The 23457-nt window shown below is 33.9% G+C and carries 22 protein-coding genes; 13 read left to right on the forward strand and 9 right to left on the reverse strand.

Annotated elements, in window-relative coordinates:
* Positions 1 to 9 precede the first annotated feature (9 nt).
* The 9 genes from PHQ93_RS07055 to PHQ93_RS07095 all read left to right on the forward strand — a co-directional run bounded on the left by PHQ93_RS07055 (position 10) and on the right by PHQ93_RS07095 (position 10695).
* Complete coding sequence (locus PHQ93_RS07055; RefSeq protein WP_299942552.1) at positions 10 to 915, forward strand: retron St85 family effector protein; 906 nt, start codon at positions 10 to 12, stop codon at positions 913 to 915.
* On the forward strand, positions 912 to 1853 hold the full coding sequence (locus tag PHQ93_RS07060; protein WP_299942554.1) for a retron St85 family RNA-directed DNA polymerase: 942 nt from the start codon (positions 912 to 914) through the stop codon (positions 1851 to 1853). The genes PHQ93_RS07055 and PHQ93_RS07060 overlap by 4 nt, the downstream gene beginning before the upstream one ends.
* A gap of 8 nt (positions 1854 to 1861) precedes the next feature.
* Positions 1862 to 2992 carry a hypothetical protein gene (locus tag PHQ93_RS07065; RefSeq protein WP_299942556.1) on the forward strand — a complete coding sequence of 377 codons (1131 nt, stop codon included), beginning with the start codon at positions 1862 to 1864 and terminating at the stop codon, positions 2990 to 2992.
* Positions 2993 to 3141: 149 nt separating this feature from the next.
* A complete protein-coding gene (locus PHQ93_RS07070) occupies positions 3142 to 3402 on the forward strand; it encodes a hypothetical protein (protein ID WP_299942558.1) in 261 nt (86 codons plus the stop codon).
* Between the two features lie 277 nt (positions 3403 to 3679).
* Positions 3680 to 4996 carry a hypothetical protein gene (locus PHQ93_RS07075; protein ID WP_299942560.1) on the forward strand — a complete coding sequence of 439 codons (1317 nt, stop codon included), beginning with the start codon at positions 3680 to 3682 and terminating at the stop codon, positions 4994 to 4996.
* A gap of 10 nt (positions 4997 to 5006) precedes the next feature.
* Positions 5007 to 5288, forward strand: coding sequence for a helix-turn-helix domain-containing protein (locus PHQ93_RS07080; RefSeq protein WP_299942562.1), 282 nt, complete (start codon positions 5007 to 5009; stop codon positions 5286 to 5288).
* Positions 5285 to 6364: a site-specific integrase gene (locus PHQ93_RS07085; protein WP_299942564.1), complete on the forward strand. Its 1080-nt coding sequence runs from the start codon at positions 5285 to 5287 to the stop codon at positions 6362 to 6364. The genes PHQ93_RS07080 and PHQ93_RS07085 overlap by 4 nt, the downstream gene beginning before the upstream one ends.
* Positions 6365 to 6470: 106 nt before the next feature.
* On the forward strand, positions 6471 to 8426 hold the full coding sequence (locus PHQ93_RS07090) for a glycosyl hydrolase (RefSeq protein ID WP_299942566.1): 1956 nt from the start codon (positions 6471 to 6473) through the stop codon (positions 8424 to 8426).
* A 103-nt stretch (positions 8427 to 8529) separates the two neighbouring features.
* Positions 8530 to 10695, forward strand: a complete 2166-nt coding sequence (locus PHQ93_RS07095; RefSeq protein WP_299942568.1) for a nitrate- and nitrite sensing domain-containing protein — start codon at positions 8530 to 8532, stop codon at positions 10693 to 10695.
* A gap of 129 nt (positions 10696 to 10824) precedes the next feature.
* Here the strand turns inward: PHQ93_RS07095 and PHQ93_RS07100 are convergent, their stop codons facing one another.
* Positions 10825 to 11211, reverse strand: a complete 387-nt coding sequence (locus PHQ93_RS07100) for a class II SORL domain-containing protein (RefSeq protein WP_299942570.1) — start codon at positions 11209 to 11211, stop codon at positions 10825 to 10827.
* Between the two features lie 276 nt (positions 11212 to 11487).
* Between PHQ93_RS07100 and glyS the strand changes: the two genes are divergently transcribed.
* Positions 11488 to 13509 (forward strand): glycine--tRNA ligase subunit beta, encoded by a 2022-nt coding sequence (glyS, locus tag PHQ93_RS07105; protein WP_299942572.1) that lies wholly within the window; start codon positions 11488 to 11490, stop codon positions 13507 to 13509.
* Between the two features lie 96 nt (positions 13510 to 13605).
* Entirely contained in the window at positions 13606 to 14037 is a 432-nt protein-coding gene (locus PHQ93_RS07110; RefSeq protein ID WP_299942575.1) for a host attachment protein, read from the forward strand.
* Between the two features lie 48 nt (positions 14038 to 14085).
* Here the strand turns inward: PHQ93_RS07110 and PHQ93_RS07115 are convergent, their stop codons facing one another.
* Complete coding sequence (locus tag PHQ93_RS07115) at positions 14086 to 14820, reverse strand: hypothetical protein (protein ID WP_299942577.1); 735 nt, start codon at positions 14818 to 14820, stop codon at positions 14086 to 14088.
* A gap of 102 nt (positions 14821 to 14922) precedes the next feature.
* On the opposite strand from PHQ93_RS07115, the gene PHQ93_RS07120 reads away from it, so the two are divergent.
* Positions 14923 to 16740, forward strand: coding sequence for a diguanylate cyclase (locus PHQ93_RS07120; RefSeq protein WP_299942579.1), 1818 nt, complete (start codon positions 14923 to 14925; stop codon positions 16738 to 16740).
* Between the two features lies 1 nt (position 16741).
* Here the strand turns inward: PHQ93_RS07120 and truA are convergent, their stop codons facing one another.
* Genes truA through coaBC form a run of 5 tightly spaced genes read right to left on the reverse strand, consistent with a single transcriptional unit; the run spans position 16742 to position 21297 of the window.
* Complete coding sequence (gene truA, locus PHQ93_RS07125) at positions 16742 to 17458, reverse strand: tRNA pseudouridine(38-40) synthase TruA (RefSeq protein WP_299942581.1); 717 nt, start codon at positions 17456 to 17458, stop codon at positions 16742 to 16744.
* Positions 17459 to 18484, reverse strand: coding sequence for an LptF/LptG family permease (locus PHQ93_RS07130; protein ID WP_299942583.1), 1026 nt, complete (start codon positions 18482 to 18484; stop codon positions 17459 to 17461).
* On the reverse strand, positions 18484 to 19299 hold the full coding sequence (locus PHQ93_RS07135; RefSeq protein WP_299942585.1) for an A24 family peptidase: 816 nt from the start codon (positions 19297 to 19299) through the stop codon (positions 18484 to 18486). Before PHQ93_RS07135 ends, PHQ93_RS07130 begins: the two co-directional genes overlap by 1 nt.
* Complete coding sequence (locus tag PHQ93_RS07140; RefSeq protein ID WP_299942587.1) at positions 19299 to 19976, reverse strand: di-trans,poly-cis-decaprenylcistransferase; 678 nt, start codon at positions 19974 to 19976, stop codon at positions 19299 to 19301. The genes PHQ93_RS07135 and PHQ93_RS07140 overlap by 1 nt, the downstream gene beginning before the upstream one ends.
* A gap of 52 nt (positions 19977 to 20028) precedes the next feature.
* Positions 20029 to 21297, reverse strand: a complete 1269-nt coding sequence (gene coaBC, locus PHQ93_RS07145; RefSeq protein WP_299942589.1) for a bifunctional phosphopantothenoylcysteine decarboxylase/phosphopantothenate--cysteine ligase CoaBC — start codon at positions 21295 to 21297, stop codon at positions 20029 to 20031.
* Between the two features lie 119 nt (positions 21298 to 21416).
* Here coaBC and PHQ93_RS07150 point away from each other — a divergent pair, with 119 nt between their 5' ends.
* Positions 21417 to 22523, forward strand: coding sequence for a multiheme c-type cytochrome (locus tag PHQ93_RS07150; protein ID WP_299942591.1), 1107 nt, complete (start codon positions 21417 to 21419; stop codon positions 22521 to 22523).
* A gap of 29 nt (positions 22524 to 22552) precedes the next feature.
* On the opposite strand, the gene PHQ93_RS07155 is transcribed toward PHQ93_RS07150, so the two are convergent.
* Together PHQ93_RS07155 and PHQ93_RS07160 are read right to left on the reverse strand one after the other, a co-directional pair.
* Positions 22553 to 22828, reverse strand: a complete 276-nt coding sequence (locus PHQ93_RS07155; protein WP_299942593.1) for a CDGSH iron-sulfur domain-containing protein — start codon at positions 22826 to 22828, stop codon at positions 22553 to 22555.
* 143 nt (positions 22829 to 22971) lie between these two features.
* Positions 22972 to 23190 carry a cold-shock protein gene (locus PHQ93_RS07160; protein ID WP_299942595.1) on the reverse strand — a complete coding sequence of 73 codons (219 nt, stop codon included), beginning with the start codon at positions 23188 to 23190 and terminating at the stop codon, positions 22972 to 22974.
* Positions 23191 to 23457 lie beyond the last annotated feature (267 nt).

Below are 23457 nucleotides of genomic sequence, written 5' to 3' on the forward strand. Positions count from 1 at the left end.
AAATATTTAATGTCTATTATCTCGTATGAACAGGTTAAAGAACGTATTGAAGAACTTATCTTCATTTTTAAAGCACCAAAATCACTTAAAGAGCATTTAGAAATTGTATTTGTCTTTGGTGGAACTAGCAAAAATCTACAAGATACTACTCGCGAACAATTTTTATCTTATGCAATTTCTTGTGATACACCTTTTAAGTTTATTACAATTGAAGCTATCTATAATGATTTAAAAGAATTTAGTAATATTGGACATGGTATTACCGCAAAAAGAACAGCATTAGTAGAGTTAGAACTATATGCTATCAAACAATCTTACTCATTAGTTATTTTTCCTGAAAGTGTAGGCTCATATGCTGAATTGGGCTATTTTACAGCAATTCCTGAAACAAAAGCAAAAATTTATGTTGCTAACCATTATGATTTTGCAAGTGCAAACTCTTATTTAAACCATATTATAGATGTCATTCATAACAATAAGGATATCAGACCATTACTCATGGATTTTAAGTCTGCAACAAAGACTACAAAATTCGAAGAACTGATTACAAATCTTACTAAAGATTACACTAATAAACATTCGTCAGTCAGACTTACAGAAAGTGAATTGTTTCCATTGTCGGTTACATATGAAATTATTAAACTACTTCCTACTTTAACATATAAACAATTGCAAATGGCAACGGAAATGATTTTAAAAGAATTTACTTCTGTATATAAAAGTAAAAATTTCACAACCATAATATCAATATTAGTAGTTTCTGATTTAATTAGAAGAGTTATACTAGAAGATTTTATCTATTTTACTCCAGTTAATAGTGAATACTCATTATTAGATATAAAGTTGACGGAACGGGAAAAAGCAAGACTGCTTTTTTTACAACTTCAATATAAAGAAGAAGGAGAAGCTGTATGAGCTATTTTCAAAATGCAATAGAAAGTGAATTTTCAGAGACTTTTTCTTATTTATATAAGTTTGCATATAGTGCTTCAAGAAGATATAAAACTTATTCTATTCCAAAACGTACATCAGGTAATAGAATTATTTCTCAACCATCTAGAGAACTTAAAAGTTATCAACGGTATATAATTTCTAGTATTTTGGAACAATTTCCTATACATGAGTCTGTATATTCATATCAAAATAATAAGAATATTAAAAAGATGGCAACTAATCATTTAAATTCAAGGTTTCTATTACGAGTTGATTTTAGTAATTTCTTTCCGTCAATTAAAGGTGAATATCTTAGAGAATTTTTTCAAAAGAATATGCACTTCTTAGAGAATCCATTAACTGATACAGATATTACTTTAATAAATCTTTTTGTATTTAGAAGTAATAAACTTACTATTGGTGCCCCTTCTTCTCCTATCATAAGCAATATAATATTATATGATTTAGACGAATATTTATCTAATATATGTACAAAAAAACGAGTTACATATACTAGATATGCTGATGATTTATATTTTTCTACATCAGAGCCTAATACATTAAACGAAATATTGCAATTATTAAAAGAGTATTTAAAAGATTTTTTTATTAAATTATTGGTTAATGAAGATAAAAATATTTTTACGTCCAAAAAAAGACGACGACAAATTACAGGATTGACGCTTACGACTAGTAATAGCATATCTATTGGAAAAAAGAAAAAAAGAGAAATCAGGACTCTAATTTATAAATATTCTACAAACAATATAGAGCTTAATGAACTTAGCTATTTAAAAGGTTATCTCCCTTATTTATATTCAATAGAACCATCCTATATAGATAATTTGAAGAGAAAATATTCGGATAAAATTATTCAAGAGCTTTTGCCATTAAAGCAAAGTAATATACCTATAAAATAAAATCTAATATGTCTTTAGTATTAACAAAACAAGAAATAGACTTTATATTCAACACTCTAATGCCCCTTAATTTAGGTAAAATAAAAGAAGGTGAATATAAGTCAAAACTTCAACTATTTTTAAATGCACACAATCCAGAAAAACTAACACTTCTAGATACCAAACTAGAAGAAGAAAATATCACAAAAGAACAACATTACGAAAAGGCTTTTGAAGATACAATAAATTATTTCTTTTTGGAACAAATAGCCAGTAAAGAAAAACGATATTTTTCTAAATCAAATCTCTATGATTTTAAAGATGACATATTTTATTTATTTCAATACAACAGTTTTTATCATTATGAAAAGTACATAATATCTGTTCAATTTTATATGTTTCTTGGATATCTATATAACACATTTAAAACATTAGAAGAATATTCAAGAGACGAAAGACTGTCTCGTGGAACAGCATTTCTAACAAGCAGTTATAAAGATGGTTTAGAAGCTCCTTTAAATTTTGTTCGTAAACAACTTGATGAATATCAGCCATTTTCTGCCGTAACTGATTTTGGGCATGATAGATTAAAAATAAGTAGATTTTCTATAAAAACCTTTCGTAACCATATAAATATAGCTAATTTTTTTATTACATTAAATGCAATGCATGGTTTTAACAAGTTAAAAATAGAACTCTCAGATGGTGAAAAAAAAGGTTTTGAGCAGGTATTTTCTTATTTAAACGGTTTGAAGACCTCTAAAGATGAAGTTATACGTAGCTTTATGATTAAGGCATATTTCCCTTACTATAAAAAAGAAACAATCAATAAATCTAGACTAGCAAAAATAGTTCATAATTTGGCAGAAAATTTTTTCCCAAATATAGTTTATGTAAGAGAGGGCGGAAGCTATACAATAGGCTTGAGTCCAAAAGTTTTCAACTATAATATCTATATAAAAACGGCATTAAATGAAAATACTATATATGCCTACGACCATAAAAAAGAATATACATGGCTCATTAAAGGCTCTGTTAATGATGCATTGAAATTAATAAAAAGAATGTATTTAGACGAAGGTCACGATGAAATAGTAAATCATCCATTATTTGATAGAACGATAAAAAAACTCGTTAAAAGCCCAATATATCCACTCTAAAAACTCCTATACTTCTCATTAGTTGGAAAAACTCCTTTATATCAGCCTAGGTCTGACAGTACATAATTTCGTATGATACAGAGTTGCAACAGAATAACCAAAAATGACTAGCTAGTCTCCAAAAAACAAATGTCATAGGAGACAAAAAAATGTTAAAACTAAGTGCTGTGTTACTGAACACATTTAAAACAGACGAGTACACAAACAAAGAAACTGGAGTAGTAACTCCCTCACGTTCAAAGCTACAGCTTTTAATAAAAAAGCCAACTAAAAACGGCTCTATAAAACAAGAGCTCATTGACATAAGTGTCAAAGAAGAAGTTTATCTCAAACACAAAGATTCAATAGGAAAAACTATTGAGATTGATGTAGGCTATTTCGGTCAAGGAATAACTTTCTTCGGTATCTAACCATAAAGCTCAGATATTTTACAAATATTTGAGATGTAACGAGCTGTAATAGATGTCGGCTTGTGACGCCTAAGTCACAAGAGACATCTATGCAAGCCGTTACCAATCACACCAATAATCATGAAAAATAAATAGTTGCATTGATACTTCTCTGAGGCAAGAGGCTCCATATTTATATGGAGAAAGTATCTGAGAAGTGTCAATTAAATAATTGCTAGGGGGTTCTAGTAACACCCCCTGACGTAAGTCATAAAGAATATATATAAAGGAATTTACTATGAAAGAAAAAGATATAAAAAATACACCTCATATCAGCGGTATAGATGCACTCTATTATTTTGCTCAAAGTGGCGGTAAATATGATGAGTTTTATGAAAACATTATAGAGCAGATAGAATATAAAAAAGCAGAGTTTAATGCTCTAAATTATGCCTATGATGATAATGACCTAATCATCACTATAAATGATATAGATGTAAAATATAGCGGTATGGGCAGAGACGGTTTTCTCTGGTTTAACCATGACTTCTTTAGAGTTGGATTTAAAGACTCCCAAAAAGCTCAAAATATTCACAACATCAGAGTTCAGCTTAATGCTATCGGAATATATACGCTTGGCATAAAATCTTTGCTAGAGTATATCAACACGCAACTCTTAAAAGGTGCTCTGCTTAGTACAAACTATTTTCCAGTAACTAGAATAGATGTAAATATATTTGTACAGCATAACTTCAACTATCTACGCAAAGAGATGATACTCTCTAAGAAGAAAAATCACTCTGCAAACATAGCAGAGCGTTCAAGCGGTTATGAACTTGAAACCTACTATGTAGGTAAAAAACCTTTTTTGCTTAGAATCTACAATAAGATGAAAGAGTTGGAGACTGCATCAACCGCAAAAAAAGAAATTATGTATAACTACTTCGGAGTCAATGGACTGGATATTAAAAAACCTGTATTTAACGTTGAGTTTGAACTTCACCGTGAGTTTTTAAAAGAGTACGGCATTGATACTATAGAGGATGCATTAAGTCGTTCTCAGAGCTTGTTTGAGCTTGGATGTAAGTTTATAAAGCTGATTGACTCATCATCACTTACAGAGGCTCAAATTAACTCATCAAACCGCAAACGAGCAGATGTCTTGCCTATTTGGGAATTTATCTCCACTCACTATGACAATAAAGATTTTATGCAGATAACTACACCTTTGGAGAAGATAGAGAAGATATCTTACAGATACTCTTTAGAAGATGCCCGTAAACCTATTAAGAGACAGATTACAAGATTGCTGCTGCATGATAATGCTCCTACACTCTTTTACTTCTTGGAACTGTTACAGAGTGCTGAGGAAGATTACAAGCTCCGCCAAAACATCAAAAAGTTTCATAATGAACATAAAGAGGCAGAGAAGCCGAAAATCACGGATGACTTAAGAAGCTACTCGGATGATGGATTAATAAGCTATGAAAAAGCACTCTCCAAAGAGATGAGCGGTGTAATGCCTGACAATGAACTTTATGACGAGCTGCTCTATAAGTATGATGCCATTGATGATGAGCTTGTAAGACGCGGTCTTAGAAAAATACCTTTCTAGGAGTTAGCTTATGAATGTAGAATCATTTGAAAATTTAGAGTTAATTCCAAAGCTTTTAATGCAGATAGAATTGATGGCTGAGAGAATGGCTAAATTGGCACCGCCTCTTACCAGTAAAAAAGAAGTAGCAAAGTTTTTAAACAAATCGGAACGAACTATTAACAACTACATAGAGCAGGGGCTTTTAAGGGAAAATCATCATTTCTATAGGAAAAATGGTAAAATTCTTGTGTTTATAGAGGATGCTATTTTGAAATTTCGTGATGAGCGAGATAAAGGAATAGTAAAGTGAGAAAGTTAAGATTTAAAAACCGTAACGGTATTTTATATTTTGGCGTGGGCGATAAGCTCATATCGTCGAAATTAAAATTTACGAATGTAAATAAAAATATTATTATCGGAAAGTTTAGAGATGGCAGATTAAATGAGGATTTAGGCATAGGTGTCAATGAAGGCACACCTATGATAAATAACTTGTTAAGAGAAGTTGTAAAAGATAAAGCCGTGTTTGTTAAACACAAAACAAATATCGCTTACAAATCTACTTTAAAAAACATCTTGCCATATTTTGAAAATAGGTTAATAACCAGTATCAAGCCAATAGATATAAAAAAATGGCACGATATCCTCATAGCTAGAGGATTAAAGAGGCAGGCAATATCAACTGCACGAGTTCTTTTAAAAGAAGCTTTTAATATCGCCATAATGAGTGAATTTGTAGAGACTAATCCAGTAATGATGGTTCAGATTCCAAGTATGAAAAAAGTAAAGAAAAAACAGAAGCCTTTTACTTTGGATGAGATTGATTTAATCCTAGATAATTGTCCAAATCAGCATATAAAAAACTTTCTCGGCATATCTTTTTTTACAGGGATGAGGTCGGGTGAAGTTTTAGCACTGGAATGGGAAGATATTGATTTTGAAACAGATACGATATCAATATCAAAAACAATTGCACAGGGCATAATAAATACGCCAAAAACTTATTCAAGCCATAGAGATATTGAGATGTTGCCAAGAGCTAGATATTTTTTTAAAAATCAGCAGCTCCAAACCGGTATGCAAAACAGTTATCTGTTTCTCAATACAAAAAACACTTATTATGGAACTAGTTTAGCTTTGTATAAAAACTATAAAAGTATTTTAATGAAGCTAAATATTGAAACAAGAACATTGCACAATACAAGACATACTTTTGCAAGTATGATGTTGAATAATGGAATAGACCCAATGTGGGTATCAAATACTTTAGGTCACGAAAACCTAGATATTACCCTCAGAGTTTATGCTCATTTTATGCCTAAAAAAGAGAAGATGGTCATAGGGTTTTTAGATAAGCGGTACAAAAACGGTACAAGCCATCTCTAACCCCCGCAAGGCAGGAGCCACATATTTAAAGTGTGGTTAAAATTTACTTTTTTGGATAAAATTACGTAATAAAAATCAAGAGTTTTGCATTAAAAGGGAAAAGATAGTGACAAAAAAAATATCGGCAATTTTAGCAAGCATCTCCGTAGTAGCACTTTTTTGGTACTTGGTAGGGGAGGTGTTTATCTTAAAAGATAATAAAAACTCTTTTTCAAAACTAGAGTGTGTTTCTTATGCACCCTTTTCAAAAGATCAATCTCCATTTTCCTTTGCGGATGGAATGGTAGTTTCAGAGGATTTGGTAAGAAATGACTTAGCGTTATTATCAAAATACACTGATTGTATAAGAACATACTCAACCGTTGGACTAGAGATGATTCCTCGTATTGCTAGAGAAAACGGTCTTAAAATGTATATGGGTGCATGGGTAAGCAGTGATAAAATCTTAACGCAAAAAGAGATAAACGCGCTTATAAAACTGGCAAAAGAGAATCAAGATATAGTCAAAGCCGTTATTGTAGGAAATGAAGTTTTGCTTCGCGGCGATGCGACAGAGACACTCTTGGCAAACTACATCAAACAGGTAAAAGCAGCACTTCCAAATACTCAGGTTACATATGCCGATGTATGGGAATTTTGGGTTAAACATCCGCGAATAAAAGAAGTTACGGATTTTGTAACGATTCATATATTGCCGTACTGGGAAGACAACCCTATGAACATAAATAAATCCATCGGTCATTTGGCGGATGTAAGAGGCGAGGTTGAAGCCGTTTTAAAAGATAAAAATATTTTAATAGGCGAAACAGGCTGGCCATCAGAGGGCAGGGCACGAGAAGACGCTATCCCTAGTAAGATAAATCAGGCGGTTTTTGTTAGAGAGTTTGTAAAATTAGCCCAAAAAGAGGGGTGGAACTACAACATCATAGAAGCGTTTGACCAACCGTGGAAAAGAGTAAGTGAGGGAGCCGTGGGCGGTTTTTGGGGACTTTTTAATAAAGACAGAGTCGATAAAAAAGTTTTTGACGGCGATGTTTCAAATTTTCCAAATTATAAACTATTAGCACTCGGCTCTATCACTCTTGTGGTACTATTTTCGTTTTTGCTAAAAAATGCACAAATCAGAACAAGAGAAATACTCCTTTTTGGTGCATTAAATACTCTTTTTGCCATCTTGTTTACACTTCAAATCGAGCAGTATAGCGTTACGGTAAGAACAGCTGCAGAGCTTTTATGGGCGCTTTTAGTTATGTTTGTACATATTTTAATATACTATTTTCTACTTGCCAATATTGCATATGGCAGAAAACCTCAAATATTATCGCTTAAGGAAATTTTTGCCAAAAAACTAAAAGGTCCTGACTCGTCTCTTATGATACTTTTTTACGCTTCGTTTGTTTTTGTAACCATTTTAAATATTTCTCTTGCCTTTGACGGAAGATATAGAAATTTTGAGATATATATTTTTGCTATTTCGATTATCTCTTATTTGTGGCTTTATAGAGATAAATTTAAGAGTATGGAATTTGGCAAATTTGAAAAGGCATCTTTTTTAATTCTTGCATTAACATCAATTGCTGTTTTTATAAATGAAACATATCTCAATCTCTTCTCAAATGTATGGATTTTAATTTCGCTTGGATTTGCCTATATTTTATATAGCGGAAGTAAAAAAACGGCATATAGCGAACTTAAAATTTTTGGGTTGTATATGGCGGTATTTTTGGCGATTTTTGCCTATTTAAAATACGGTTTTTTAACAAATAGCGATTTTGCGGCAGAGTGTGGCAACTCATCAGGCTCTTTTTTATGTGATGCAAGAGCCTCTCTTGCGCTGTTTTTGTATCTTGGGAAGTTTGGAATTGCGGCAGTTATTATTGCGATTACTGCGTTTTTTGTGAATAATAAATATTTGACTTTCTTTGCACTCTTTATGAGTATCGGAGCCGTTTTGATGAATAACACCTTTTTAGGTGCGGTAGCATTTATTTTATCTATGTTTCTTGCTTTAAAAAGTTTAAGTAACATTATTGAACATACCGATAAAAAAAGAGTTTTGTAAAAAAAATCAAATTTTTTAAATATTAGTTTTTTAAATATAAATATGGTGTAAAATCTTTTTACATATGCTAAAATAAAAAATCGAGAAAATATAGGGAGTTGGAATGTTTAACAACATGTCGATTAGATTAAAAATGGCACTTATGGTTTTTGTGCCCGTGATTGTAATTTTTATTACGCTTGGGATAAGCAGTTATAAAAATTATCAAGAGGTTCAGGCTTTAAAAAGTATAAGTTTGATGGTCTCTTTTGCTACAAAAGCGAGTGAATTGGTACATAACCTTCAAAAAGAGAGAGGCGCATCGGCTGGATTTATAAGTTCAAAAGGTACAAAATTTTCATCTGAACTTCAAGCAATCAGAAAAGATACTGATAAAGCTTTAACGGAAGCTACAAAAAATTATAAAGAAGATTTGGATGTAGGACATCTCTCAAAAGATTTACAGGCAAAAGTCGCAAAAGCATTTGAGAGTTTGTCTAGAATTGGGTCAATAAGAAGCGGGGTAGACTCACTAGGCGTTGCGGTAAGCGTTCCTGTGGGTTATTATACTGACTTGAACAATGATTTTATTTTATCCATTGAAGAGATGGTAAAAATGAGTTCAAATGCAGAGATGAATAATCTAATTAACGCTTTTGTAAATTTCTTATCTGCAAAAGAGAGATCCGGGATAGAGCGGGCAGTTCTTTCATCTACTTTTTCTCAAGATAAATTTGCTCCGGGATTTTATGAAAAGTTTATAGGACTGCTTAACGGTCAGGAAATTTTTACAAATAAGTTTCTATTTTTAGCACCTGCGGAGATTAAGAATTTTTATGAAGAGAGTATGAAGTCAAAAGAGGTATCGGAAGTTGAGCGAATGAGAAAAGTTGCTCTTGAACATCCAAACGGCGGATTTGAGATAGACGCGACTTATTGGTTTGCTACAATAACCGGTAAAATTAATTTGCTAAAAAATGTCGAAGATGCCGTAGCTAAAAAAATAGAGCAACAGGTTTCGCATTTAAAGAATATTGCATTTAACACTATGTTAATTGAACTGGCTGTAAATCTTGCCGTGATACTTTTTATACTTATTTTTACTTTTATTATCTCAAATACATTGACAAAAAGGGTAAACAGATTTAAAAATGAGATAGATGATATCGTCTCGTCAAAAGATTTTTCTAAAAAAATTACAAATTGCGCAACCGATGAGATAGGTTTCATACAGCAATCTGCAAATCATCTCTCAAGCGTTGCAAATAGAGCGTTAGAGGAAGCAAAAGAGAGTTTAGAGAAATCAAATAAGCATTTTTTAGAGAGTCAAAAGCAGCTAGAAGCAAATATGCTTACGCTTTCCTTGACTGCACTTTTAAATGAAGGTGCATCAAGCGGTGTGGGAAGCGTTCAGGCAGGTTTGGCGCACAATATGGAATCTCTTAAAAATATAAACGAAAAAAATGCTCAAACAGAAGCTATTGTAGAAGAGGTAAAAAGTTCTACTCGTGAGATGGAAGAGTCCTTAAATAGCATTTCGCTTAAAATGCATGAAAGCAGAGAGAACTCAGACCAACTAAACAATAGTGTTAATGAGATTACAAATGTCATATCGCTTATAAAAGATATAAGTGATCAGACAAATCTTCTGGCACTTAATGCTGCCATCGAAGCTGCTCGTGCAGGTGAGCACGGTAGAGGATTTGCGGTTGTTGCAGATGAAGTTAGAAAACTTGCAGAGAGAACGCAAAGAGCGACAAGTGAAGTTGAAGTAAATATAAATCTGCTAAAACAAAACAGTTCGTCGATGCAGGAATTTTCAGAACATATGGATAGAGAAGTTTCATCGTCTTTGGAAAAACTTGAGGTATTCAATGATAGTTTACACTCTTTGGTAGACGGTGCAAAGGATATTCAACTTTCAAACAAAATGATTTCAAACGAGCTTTTTATAACTCTTGCAAAACTAGATCATATCGCATTTAAACTAAGCGGATATAGCGCCGTGTTTAAGGATGACCATAATTTTAAATTTTCGGATCACACTAGTTGCAGATTTGGTAAATGGTATTTGGGGGATGCAAAAGAGTCATTTGGAGCGACTGCTTCTTATAGCAAAATCGATCCTATTCATAAAACGGTGCATGACAAGGTTAGAACAATACCTGAGTATATCAAAAATGATGCAATTAAAAATTCAGATAACATTATTAAAGCATTTAGCGCTGCAGAAGGTGCTTCAAAAGAACTTTTTGTTACTTTAGACAGTATGGCAAATGAGATAAAGTAAAGTTTTTATCATATGATGCTAGATCCTGAATCAAGTTCAGGATGACCGAAATCAAGTTCAGGATGACCGAAACTCCGTCATTCCAAGCTTGACTTGGAATCTAGTTAATGGTTTAATCAGAGAGTTGAATTACTTAGTTATTTCTACAATTTTTGGAGTCGATTCCCAAATGCCGTGTTTAGTGCAGTACGCTTGAGCAGTAAGTTTTAGTTTGCTTCCTGTTGGGATAATGTTAAAAGTAACCGTTGCATGTGCTTTCATATTTCCTAAAGTTCCGGCTAGAAAATCAGCACGCGCCAAAAGAGTTTCGCCGTTATACAGCGACATATTAGCTATATAGTGGTCAACATCATCCGGATGAGCATACTCATTTCCCATTTTAACGGTTATGCTAAACATCTCTCCCTCTTTTGCGCTATCTTGGCAGTGAATAAACGGTGAATGACGGTCTATATAATCTTTTTTGCTTTCTCTCTCTACTGTGTCTATATCTACATAACGATTGATTATCGGCATATTAATTCCTTTTGTTTTTTTGTTTAAATGCTATTTTAGCTCTAATCTCATTTAGATAAAACGGCATTTCAGGTTTATTTCTCATGATTAAGATTTGTTTAATTTATAAGTATTTAACAAAAATATAGATAGAATCGCGTTCCATAATTTAACTTTTTGCAAAATTGTAAAAAGTTTTCTGGCTCGCAAGAGGCAAGCTTCAGTGCCAAAGCGGCTAGCGTAATAAAATGGGCTTTGCTCATTTTATGTATAAATCCTAATAAGAAGAGTCTATTTATGATAAAACCACTACTGATTGAGATTGGTGTAGAAGAGCTTCCTGCCATTCCGCTTTTAAAAGAGTTAAAAAATATTGAGAAGAAATATGCCGACATTTTAGAAAAAAATTCACTTTTGTGTGAGTTTGAGTTTTACTATACTCCTCGTCGTTTGGTTATTTGGCACAGAGAGTTTAAAACCGAGCAAGATGACTCTACGGAGGAGTTTTTTGGTGCACCTTTAGAAGTCGCATATAAAGACGGCAAAGCAACGCCTGCTGCAGAGGGATTTGCTAAAAAATGCGGCGTAACTATGGAAGCAATCGGTTCTGCACAAAAAGGCGGCAAAGAGGTTCTTTACTATAAAAAAGAGGTTGCAGGAAAGCCGTCGATTGAGCTAATCGGCGATATTGTCGATACATGGATTAAATCTTTGGATTTCGGCAAATCTATGCGATGGGGAAGTTTAAGCGAGAGTTTTATCCGTCCTATCCGTTGGGTAAATATACTTTTTGGCGATGAGTCTGTAAATGTAGAACTCTTTGGCGTAAAATCGGCAAAAAAGACTTTTGTACACCGCATTAGCAATTTTAATTCAGTCTCAATTAACGGGGCAAAAGAGTATTTTGAAGTTTTAAAAGCCGGCGGAGTAACACTTTTCCCAGAACTTAGACGAGAGAGTATTTTAAACAACTTCTCTTTGCTTGAAAAAGAGAGCGGTATTAAAATAGAGTGTGATGAAGACCTGCTTGATGAAGTTGTAGCTATTACAGAACATCCTACTGCAATTTTGGGTTCATTTGACGAAGAGTTTTTAAAACTTCCTCCCGAAGTTATCATTACTTCTATGAAAGAGCACCAAAGATATTTTCCGGTTTTTAAAGACGGCAAGTTGATAAATAAATTTGTTGTAGTTTCAAATGCTCTGACAGATGATTTTTCCAAAGTTATTGAGGGAAATGAGAGAGTTCTGCGCCCTCGTTTGGCTGATGCGCTTTTCTTTTACAACAACGATTTGAAAAAGGGACTTAGTACAAACGGACTGGAAAAAGTCGTATTTATGAACGGTCTTGGAACGGTTGCCGACAAGATAGAGCGCGAGAGAAAAATCGCAAATGCTCTTTTTGATATGTACAAACCAAAAGAGTCAAGCAAAGAGATGTTAAATCGTGCCGTATCTCTTGCAAAAGCAGACCTAATGAGCGAGATGGTATATGAGTTTACAGAGCTTCAAGGTCTTATGGGATGTTACTATGCAAAAGCACTCGGGGAGAGCGATGAAGTCGCAACTGCGATAAAAGAACAGTATTTGCCAGACGGTGAAGATAGTGCGCTTCCTTCAACGCCTATGAGCGCAATTGTAGCCATGAGTTTAAAACTTGACACTCTTATAGGACTCTTTAGCGTAAATCAAATTCCTACAGGCTCACGCGATCCGTTTGCACTTCGTCGTGCGGTCAACGGACTTATAAGAATAACAAAAGAGCATAATTTAGAGTTTAATATAGTTGAAACTCTAACTATGCTTAGCAAGGATTATGCAGAGTTTGATATCTCAAAACTTGAAGCATTCTTTTTAGAGAGATTAAGACAATATTTTAAAGTAAATCCGTCTATCATAGAAGCCGTACTTGCTTCGGGGGAGAGAGAACTGCTCTCTATCGGTAAAAAGATAGATGCGTTAGAGACTATGGTAAAGAGCGAAGGTTTTAGCGAATCTTTTTCAACATTTAAAAGAGTTGCAAACATTACTAAAGATATCGATATGTCAAATGAGTTTAGAGTCGATGTTAAGCTATTTGAAGCAAAAGCAGAAGAAGCTCTTTTTGCTAAATATAGTGAAGTATTATCATCTAAGTACGACTCATACGAAGAGGAGCTTGATGCGCTTTTAGGTCTTAAACCGCAGCTTGACAAGTTTTTCGATGATGTAATGGTAAATGCCGAGGATGAAAAAGTTAGAAATAACAGAAAATCTCTAGTTGCTTCTATATACAAAAGTATCCTAAAAATTGCAGATATTAAAGAAGTGAGTATTTAAGTAGATTTTTTGAATTAAATTTTGATACAATAAATAAATTGGAGAGATTTCAAGCGTTTTGCGGCTTTCCAATTTTATTACAAAATAGGAGTTATCATGTTATCAAAACTTATTATCGTCACAGATTTACAGCGTTACAAACTATTTACAAATAAACAAGATCCACTAGGGAGAGAGTCGGTCGAACTTCTTGAAAGTGCCGACAGTTTAGACATTCATCAGAGATTAAGTGAAAAAGTAACTGATAGAAAAGGTAATTTTCAAAGTTCTCGTGGCAGCGGTTCGGGTGAAGATCACAATCTTGCTCTTGAAGAGGAGCGCAGACGCATTAAAGAGATTGCAAAACAGATCTCTCAAGCACTTCATAACCATAGTTGTAAATCTTGGTATCTTGCTGCGCCTAAAGCGATTAACAATAAATTAGTAGAACTGCTTGAGCCTGCTCTTAAAGATAAGTTGGAGATAAATCTTCATGCTGATTTGACAAAGATTCCCGATAACGAGTTGTTAGAACATTTTACTAAGTAAAAGTAGTTTAGGAGAGCTTCAAAAAAGAGGCTCTCCTTTATTGAGGATTTAACTTGTTTTTATAATTGACGGCGGAAAAGTTGAAAACGCTTTTTTAAAAGCGTTCGCTCTTACATCTCTGAATTTTCCAGTAGCAAGAGGCGGCAGAAAGTATGCCAGCTCTAGGCTCTCTTTTACATCATAATTGTTATCATACATGTATGCTACCTCTTTTCCCAGTTTTACGGCTTGTGCGGCAAGATTTCTTGCATAGGTAATAATATTTTTATGATGCTTATCAAACTTATTTCCCGAACCAAAAAATACAAATTTACCGCTTAGGCGAATATTTAGGTAGTCAAGATAGTTAAGCCCTTTATCGTATCTTGTGAGTTGATTACTTGTGTATTTATCCAAGTCTGCATCAAACTCTTCAAGTACCGTAGTCGGCTCAATATCGGGTCTATTTAAACCAAAAAGATATTTTATCTCTATAAGTTTGCCCCTATATCCGTCTTTGATGGCTGAAGAAAAGAGGTTACAGTAGTTGTCAAAATTTAGTTCGCAATATTTACCGTCAAATACATAACCCTGAGAAGCGAGTTTAGTGTTGCAGTTGTATCCTACGGGAGAAATAGTCGGGTTGTATAAGAAGATAGTTCCTGCAACAGTTTTACGCTTGTTATCAAGCATTTTTTGCAGCTGTTCTATATCTATGATTTCATCGCTTTCTTGTATATAAATATATTGCTCCGTGAGATATTCCATATCAAAGCTTGTTGAGAATTTTCCAAATGCTTGCAAATTAAATCCTAAAATTATTTTATGGAATTATACTATACAAAAAAGAAAACTTTTTGCTTTGTTTGTATAAGATATAGATTATAGACTGTGAGGAATTTTTTAATGTATAATGGTTTTAGACGCACTGTTTTATTTTTTTTGTTTTTTGTATTTATTACGCAGCTCAGCGCATTAGAAGTTTTTAAAGTTAATGATAAGACGCAAAAGATTAGTTTATCCAAGCATTCTGAACTCTTTTTTGATGCACAAAACCATTTTACATATGAAGATGTATCCAAAGATTTATTTAATGATAATTTTAAACCTGTAAAATCAGAATCATCTTATATCGGTTATACAAATGATACTGCCTGGATGCGTTTTAGCATGTTAAATGATTCGCATGAGCTTTTTGAGGGTAAAATAGAAATACCTGTTTCATGGGTGAGTGGGATGTCTTTTTATGTAAGAAAAGGTGAAGAATTAAATGTAACAAATTTTAGTCCGGCTTTTTCGTCTAAGGCCGGAGAAGTTTATGCAAAATCTCTCTTTTTTCCGATAACAATAGAGCCGTCGCAAAATGCCATAGTTTATATAAAAGTAAAAAGCAAAGGCGCTTTAACGCTTGCTCCGCAACTTTATTCACAAAAAAAAGCAATAGAGCGTTTGGCATATATCACTATGTTAAACGGTGCATTGATTGGTATAGTATTTATTATGCTTTTTTATAATGTAAATAATTATTTAAAATTTAAAGATAAAAATTATCTGTTTTATGTGCTTTATTTGGTGAGTTTATTCTTTTTAATGGGTGTTTATTACGGATACGGTATTTACCCGTTTTCTAAAAACGGCTCGATATATAATGAAAATATCTCTTTAGCGATGTCGGCATTTACTCTTTTTACAAGTATGTTGTTTACTAAAAGTTTTTTAAATCTAGACAGATATCTTCCAAATAGTGAGCGTTACTTTTTTATTTTACTTTTGCTCTCTGCGCTTCTTGGCGGTTTTGGTTTTATAATGGGTGATAGTTTGATTTCACTTTATGTCGTTATGCTTTTTTCGTTAATATCTTTCCTATTTTTGATATTTGTTTCTGCTTTTTCATTGCATAAAAAGATTTCAGGAAGCATTTACTTGTTGTTGGCATGGCTGTCATTAGCATTGGGAGCATTAGTGTCATTAATGGCAGTTTTAGGCTTTATGCACTATTATGATTATATGTATAATTTTTATGCTTTTGCGGTTATATTAAATATTATGATGATCTCTTTTGCATTGACCTCCCGCGTTGAAGATATTGAGATGCAGTGTGAGCTTGAGGTTAAAAAAGAGCATGAAGTAGCCGATAGACTCAATTTATCAAAAAAAGAGTTAAGAGAGTTAAATGAAAAACTAGAGCGTAAAGTTCAAAGCCAAGAGCGGGAACTTTTAGCAAAAGCAAAAGAGAATGAAAAATTTTCTACAAAAGATGAAGTAACCGAAATCTACAACAAGGCAAAACTTGAAGAAGTATTAACAGATGAGCTTCATAGATCAAAAAGATACTTATATAAATTTAGTGTAATAGTAATCAATATTGACGGTATGAAAGCCATAAACGATACTCACGGTTATCAGGTCGGAAATTCGGTTATGAAAGAGATGGCTGATTTATTTATGCGCAATATTCGCTATTTGGACACAATCGGTCGCTGGAGTGAGAGCGAATATCTAATAATTTGCCCTGAAACCGATGCTGAACATGCAGTTATAGTTGCGCAACATCTCCAAAAATTGATAGAAAAAAATAAATTCTTTTTTATAGGAACGGCTACGGCTAGTTTTGGAGTAACGGGCTATAGTGCTGATGATACTATGCAAGATATAATGAAAAGAGGTTATGAGGCACTTACAAAGGCTAAAGAGAGCGGTAAAAATAGAGTAGAGATGCTCTAAATCAACACCGATATTTGATTTTACTCAAATACAAACCGTTGCTTTTTGCAGGTTTTATTTTGTGTCTTTTTTTACACTCTAGCTGTTCTCTTATCTCGTTGGCGTCAAGAGTTAAAAGAGCTCCGACCATCAGTCTGATTTGACTTCTTAAAAATCCGTTTGCTTCAAAGTTTAGGATTATAAACCCTTTATGTCTATATGCAAAAGCTCTGTATATAACTCTAGTCGTGCTCTTTATATCACTTCCGCTTTTCATAAACCTTTTAAAATCAAATTCGCCGCAAAAAAGTTTTATATTTTTCTCTATTTTCGTAAAATCAACGCTATCTAAAAAAGTCACATAATTATCTTCAAAAGGGTTGCTTTGCCCCTCTTTTATAATGTATCTGTAAACTCTTTTTTTTGCACTGTATCTTGCATGAAAATCATCGTCTACTGCTTTTATGCTTTTTATATGAATGGATGATGGGAGCATATCGTTTAAAACTTTTTTGAGCTTTGTTAAATTGCTCCAAAATTCCGGTAAATCAATATGACAAACTTGTCCCGCAGCATGAACGCCTCTGTCTGTTCTTCCGCTTGGAGTTGCTTTTGAGTCTATATTTAATTGCCCCAAAGCACTTTCTACTCTTCCAAATATAGTATTTGGTGAACTCTCTTGTGTTTGAGAGCCTAGAAAATTTGTGCCGTCATAGGCAAGAGTTAGGGCACATCTCATCTAAAACTTGGCAACAATTGTTTTTTTATAGATTGCATATGTAGTTATAAGCCATCCAAAAGTTAAAACCGGCAAGGCATAAGCAGAGATAAGAAGTTGAAGCGACATGGCAAGAGCATAGTAGATGATAATTCCTAAAAATAAAAAGAGATAAATTTTTCCTTTTTGATGTCTTGCATGAATAATACCGATACTTGCAACGGCAAATAGACTAAGCATCGGAAAAATACTAAGTAAAATATTGGTTATTAACTTTTTCTCCATTTTAGACGACAACGACGAATCTTTAGGAAACCAATACTCTAGTGCTGTTTGATATTCATCTAAGTCTGTTTTCATAGTATCGTTTATAAACATAACTTCAAAATTTATTTGTGTAAATTTCTCTTTTGAGTAACTATACCCCTCTCCGGAGGTAAGCTTAAGTCTTAAAATTCCCGAATCATTTATGATTTGGGCCTGTTTTGCTCCTACCAAAACTTCTTCATTTTGTTTTTTGTTGAACAAAATTACATCAGAGTATGTCTCGTCGAGGTTATCTTTCCCGATATATAGTAACCATTCACCGAATTTATGTCCAAATTCAGAAGCTGATAAATTGAATTTTGCTTCACTTTTTTTGTATGATAAAAAGTTGTATGAAAGCACTTTCGCATGTGGGAATAGTACGAAAAAATTAAAAAGAAGTATCGTAGATAAAAATAGGGCAGGAACAAAGAGTGTTTTTAAAATAAACTTAGGTTTAATTCCAAGAGCAAATAGAACGATTATCTCATTATCGTTTGAGAGTTTAAATAGAGTAAGCGTAGCGGCCACAAAGAATGATATCGGAAGTGTGTAAAAGAGAAGTTCCGGTAACATAAAGAAAAAGAGCTTACTCATCTCAAAGAGAGATAGTTTGATTACGGCCGTATATGTAGCCATCTTTATCAAAAAAACTATAGATGCTATGGAGAAAAGCGGTAAAAATATCGATAAAAATAGAATAAAGAGAGACTGCTTTATATAGTTTTGTAATATTTTCATCAGTAATTTGCCTCAATGTAGCTTAAAATCGGGCTGTCAAATATATATACTATAAATGTAGCCACAGCTAAAAACGGCACAAAAGGAACACGCTGCTCCTCTTTTGATCTATTCATTACAAATAGCATAACAGGCAGTGACAAAAGAGCCGATAAAAATATAGCAACAAGAGTGAGTTTAACTCCAAGAAGTGCTCCCATAGTAGCAGCAACCATTATATCCCCCTCTCCCATTGCTTCTATAAACGGGTATGTATGATAGTTTTTCGTCCAAGGCGTTATAGTTTTTTTTGCATGTCTGTGAGCTGATGAAGTAAGTGCATAAGAGATGGCAAATCTTAGCAGAGTAAATCCGCCGGCAAAGAGCAGGGCGTTTTGAAAGTTTGCAGCGATTCCGCTTATACTCCATGCTCCAAATACCGCAAAGAGCAAAGCCAGAAGATTTAGCGAGTCAGGAATCATTTTGTACTTAAAATCTATCATAGAGAGTGCTAGTAGAGTTAAAAAACTAAATCCAATCAAAAGAGGGGGAAAGCTAAGTCCGAATTTATTTGCCAAAACCAAAAAAATCAAGCCTGAAGCGAGCTCGATAAGCGGATACTGAAGTGAAATTTTAGTATTGCAAAACGAGCATCTTCCTCGTAAAAAAATCCAAGAGAAAAGAGGTATGTTGTGCCAAGGTTTAAGAGGATTTTTACATGTCGGGCAGTGAGAAGCATCAAATACGATGCTCTCATCTTTTGGAAGCCGTAAGATAATCACATTTAAAAATGAACCAAAAAGGGTTCCTAAGATAAAAGCCAATGCTAGTTCCACTATTTTAATCCTCCGAATCTTCTCTCAATTTTTGTAAAATCTTTTATAATTTTTTCTAATTCATTTGTCGTAAAATCAGGCCAGAGTGTGTCGGTAAAAAATAGTTCCGCATAAGCAGCCTGCCATAGTAAAAAATTAGATAGTCGATGATCTCCGCCCGTACGGATAATCAAATCAACATCATGTTTGCAATCAAGTGCATTTTTAAGCATCGCTTCCGTTATGTCGTTTTCATAATTTTTTATTCTGTTTACGGCTCTGATTATCTCGTCTTGTGCGCCGTAGTTAAGTGCAAGCGACTGAACTAAACCATCACAATGAGCGGTTTTTTCCTGAACATTTTTAATCGTTTGCTGCAGAGATTTTGAAAAAGCTCTTATGTCGCCGATTGCTTCAAATCTAATGTTGTGCTGTAGATAATTTTCAAGTTCGCTATCTAAATATTTTTTTAAAAGTTTCATTAGATATTCGACTTCCAAACGAGGTCTTTTCCAATTTTCAGTTGAAAAAGCATAAAGTGTCAAGCTCTCGATATCATCATTTTTTGAACAAAACTCCGTTATTTCTCTGACTATTTTTGCACCGACTTCGTGACCCTCGGCTCTTTTTTTCCCCTTAAGCTCCGCCCAGCGACCGTTGCCGTCCATAATAATTGCTATATGTCTTGCTTTATTCATATAATTTTGTCCAAAAATTGTTTAATATCTATTGTAATTGTACCTTTTTTTATTATATCTTCTTTGCATGTTCTAAAATCTCAAATGCGACACTGAGTTTATCTGCCGTTGCAATAGACTCTGCTTTATCTGAAGTTATAAAATCAACTTTGTTTGTGTCGCTTCCAAAACTTGAAGAATCTTTTAATATATTTAGACAAACTGCGTCTAAACCTTTATTTTCAATCATCTTTGAAGCATTCTCATGTGCATTTTTTTCATCCATTTCAGCCTTAAAACCGACGGTTATAATACCATTTTTATCAATAGCGCTTAAAATATCGATATTTTGTTTTAGTTTCAAATCCCACTCGCTCCCAAGAGTCTCTTTTTTAAGTTTTCCCGTTTGCGTGTACGACGAGACATAGTCACTGACGGCTGCTGCCATAAAGAGGTATGGTTTTTTTTGAATCAGATGAATCTGTTCGTCTCTCATAAGCGTTGCTTTTGAAAGTTTGCCTTTTTTGGCGATGCGGATAGAATCGGTTAGATATTCTAGCATCTCGTTTGAACTCTCTACATCTATAGTGTATAGTTCAAGCGGCAAATCTTTGTCGAATTTACTTGAGATTAGATTTACATCCGCACCTTTGCAGTAGAGTGCGGCAGCTAAAGCCGAAGCCATCTTTCCGCTTGAAAAATTTGATATAAAACGAACTTCATCTATCTTCTCAATCGTTCCGCCACCCGTTACGATTACTCTTCTGTCTGCCCAAAACTCATCTTTTAAAAGAGCTTTTGCACAGTGCCAAAAAATCTCTATCGGTTCAGCCATAGCACCGTTTCCTACACTTTTGCATGCAAGCTCTTTTGTTTGCGTATCTACTATCTCATAGTTTGCAATACCCAGCATTTTAAGATTTGCTTTTGTAAAAGGGTTTTCAAGCATATTCGTATTTGCCGAGGGTGCAATTATTTTTAGGTGCGGATAGGCAAGCGCCGTTTGCAAAAGCATATTGTCGGCTATGGCATTTGCCAGTTTTGCTATAGTGTTTGCAGTTGCAGGAGCTATCACAAACAAATCTGCCCACTCTCCTACTTTTATGTGGTTATGATTTGTTGCCCACGACTCGTTTGTATCGTCCAATACTTGATTGCCTGAGAGAGTCTCAAAAGTAAGAGGCGTTACAAACTTTTTAGCGGCTTCGCTCATTACGACTTTAACCTCTGCTCCTGCTTTTGTAAGGATTCTTATGAGGTCGAGTGATTTATAAACTGCAATGGAACCGGTCACTCCAAGAAGTATTTTTTTACCGCTTAATAAATTTGACGGAATAAGCATATTTTTTACCTTGTTTATTTATTTTGTATTTTAACACGAAAAGTTGTTGATATAAATCAAGTATACTATTTTAATGTATGTTAAAATTTTAACTTATAATAATTAAAAGGATAGTTAATATGAATAAGATACTATTGTTAGCAGTAGCATTGTCATCGTTACTAATTGCTAAATCGGAGCTTGAGACATGTGTAAAGTGTCATCCGACAATCGTTGAAGAGTTTCAAGGCTCAATGCACAAAAAATCAACATTTTATGATGATGAAGTGCATAAAGCAGTTTGGGATAAGCATCCGTTAAAAGCAAAGGGTGATTACAATTGTGCAAGCTGTCACGCTCCAAAAGCTAAATCCGAAGAGGATTATAAACAAGGTATAACATGTACGACTTGTCATACTATAAAAGACATTGAGGAGCATAAGGTTATAAATAAAAATGTGTACGGCGAAGATAATAAAACATTTTATTCGGCTGAAGCAGGAAGAGAGAATGAGAAGGTAGTTTATAAAAAAGAGAGTTCATGGTTTGGCATGAATAAAACTACAGTCGGCTCACCGTACCATAATATTGACTATACTAATGAAAAATTTTATACCGGTCAAGTTTGTATGGGATGCCACTCTCATAGGGAAAATTCACATGAGTTTATGCTTTGTGAAACGGGCAAAGAGGGTGCAAAAGATAAGCAAGAGAACTGTATAACTTGCCATATGCCAAAAGTAGAAGGCAGTGCAACTACGATTAGACAAAGTCAAAAGCACGCTTTTCACGGTTTTGCAGGTGCAAGAAAACATCCTGAGATGTTAACTCAATATGTTGAGTTTGATTTCAAAAAAACTAGCAGCGGCTTTGATGTAATCGTGGAAAACAAGGCTCCTCATAATTTTATGCTGCATCCGCTTAGAGTTGCAGAGCTTAGAGTAAATATCATAAGAAATTCTAAAGCTATACCGTTAAAAACTGAAACTTTTGTCAGAATAATCGGTAACGACGAGGGACCTTCTATGCCGTGGTTAGCAAATAAAGTCGTACAAGATACTATGCTTAAAGCTAAAGAGAAAAAGAGCGTGAGTTACAGCGACGCAGTTCAAAAAGGCGATAAAATCGAGGTGCAACTCGGATATTATGTCGTAAATCCAAAAGCACTTAAAAATCTAAGCCTTGATGGAAATAAAGAGCTAGAAAAATTCACCATCCTTAAACAGAAATATTTTATAGTAGAGTAGCAAAAAGCTGCTCTACAACTTTAAATCTTTTACAACGCAACACCTTTGCCGATGTCTTCGTCGCTATACATGCTATGAGTTCCGTCACAAAAAGGAAAATTTTTGCTTGTCTTGCATAAGCAGATATGATACTGTTTTGTTTTTTCAACGATTACTTTTTTTGGCAAACACGCCGTCCCCTCATGGTTTCCGTCGCAAAAAACGCCATCTTTGCTTCTTCCGCATGCACAAATATAGTGCTCAACACCGGCTTCGAGCGTCACACCTTCAGGTTTGTTGGAAAATACGATAGCATCTTTACACATAAGTCATCCTTTAGTTTGTTTGAACTATTATAATGAGAGATTAAGTGTGTTGTCAAGGGTATATGATTATATTTGAGTAACAAAAATTACTCATTGAAGTGGATATAAAATAGTTTGAGCGGAAAAATCCGCTCATAGAAAAGTTACAGACCTGTAACGTTTTCTGCTTGAGGACCTTTTTCGCCTTGACCGATTTCAAAAGTAACTTTTTGACCTTCGTCTAGTGACACACGACCGTAGCCTGTGCTGTTGATTTGACGAAAGTGTACGAATACATCTTTACCGCCATCTTCTTGTTCGATAAATCCGAAACCTTTTTCGCTGTTGAACCATTTAACAGTTCCGTTTACTAATGCTGCCATTGTAATACCTTTGTGTTTGAATACACCTCATTACCGGGGTGTTTAAAATCTAATATGAAGTTTTCTTTTAGGCGGATTATACTGTTAACTAGGTCATCAATGTAAAGCAGACTAAAGATGTAATTCGAATCATCTTTTATTGACCGAAGTGTAGCTGAATAAAAAGAGAAAGTATATAGCTATTACCATTTCTTTTTCAAATAGCACTTTTTATACGAGCTGCACTCTCAACTCTTTGCCTAAAATATATGCAAAGTTTTGCAAAGT

Source organism: Sulfurimonas sp., from assembly GCF_028714975.1.
Classification (GTDB): Bacteria; Campylobacterota; Campylobacteria; order Campylobacterales; family Sulfurimonadaceae; genus Sulfurimonas.

Bases quoted from the DNA above. Each gene is read 5' to 3' on its own strand.
- PHQ93_RS07155 (WP_299942593.1), bottom strand. From the start codon at position 22,828: ATGTGTAAAGATGCTATCGTATTTTCCAACAAACCTGAAGGTGTGACG.
- PHQ93_RS07065 (WP_299942556.1), top strand. From the start codon at position 1,862: ATGTCTTTAGTATTAACAAAACAAGAAATAGACTTTATATTCAACACT.
- truA (WP_299942581.1), bottom strand. From the start codon at position 17,458: ATGAGATGTGCCCTAACTCTTGCCTATGACGGCACAAATTTTCTAGGC.
- glyS (WP_299942572.1), top strand. From the start codon at position 11,488: ATGATAAAACCACTACTGATTGAGATTGGTGTAGAAGAGCTTCCTGCC.
- PHQ93_RS07150 (WP_299942591.1), top strand. From the start codon at position 21,417: ATGAATAAGATACTATTGTTAGCAGTAGCATTGTCATCGTTACTAATT.
- PHQ93_RS07080 (WP_299942562.1), top strand. From the start codon at position 5,007: ATGAATGTAGAATCATTTGAAAATTTAGAGTTAATTCCAAAGCTTTTA.
- PHQ93_RS07075 (WP_299942560.1), top strand. From the start codon at position 3,680: ATGAAAGAAAAAGATATAAAAAATACACCTCATATCAGCGGTATAGAT.
- PHQ93_RS07095 (WP_299942568.1), top strand. From the start codon at position 8,530: ATGTTTAACAACATGTCGATTAGATTAAAAATGGCACTTATGGTTTTT.
- PHQ93_RS07060 (WP_299942554.1), top strand. From the start codon at position 912: ATGAGCTATTTTCAAAATGCAATAGAAAGTGAATTTTCAGAGACTTTT.
- PHQ93_RS07140 (WP_299942587.1), bottom strand. From the start codon at position 19,976: ATGAATAAAGCAAGACATATAGCAATTATTATGGACGGCAACGGTCGC.
- PHQ93_RS07130 (WP_299942583.1), bottom strand. From the start codon at position 18,484: ATGAAAATATTACAAAACTATATAAAGCAGTCTCTCTTTATTCTATTT.
- PHQ93_RS07055 (WP_299942552.1), top strand. From the start codon at position 10: ATGTCTATTATCTCGTATGAACAGGTTAAAGAACGTATTGAAGAACTT.
- PHQ93_RS07100 (WP_299942570.1), bottom strand. From the start codon at position 11,211: ATGCCGATAATCAATCGTTATGTAGATATAGACACAGTAGAGAGAGAA.
- coaBC (WP_299942589.1), bottom strand. From the start codon at position 21,297: ATGCTTATTCCGTCAAATTTATTAAGCGGTAAAAAAATACTTCTTGGA.
- PHQ93_RS07160 (WP_299942595.1), bottom strand. From the start codon at position 23,190: ATGGCAGCATTAGTAAACGGAACTGTTAAATGGTTCAACAGCGAAAAA.
- PHQ93_RS07070 (WP_299942558.1), top strand. From the start codon at position 3,142: ATGTTAAAACTAAGTGCTGTGTTACTGAACACATTTAAAACAGACGAG.
- PHQ93_RS07110 (WP_299942575.1), top strand. From the start codon at position 13,606: ATGTTATCAAAACTTATTATCGTCACAGATTTACAGCGTTACAAACTA.
- PHQ93_RS07120 (WP_299942579.1), top strand. From the start codon at position 14,923: ATGTATAATGGTTTTAGACGCACTGTTTTATTTTTTTTGTTTTTTGTA.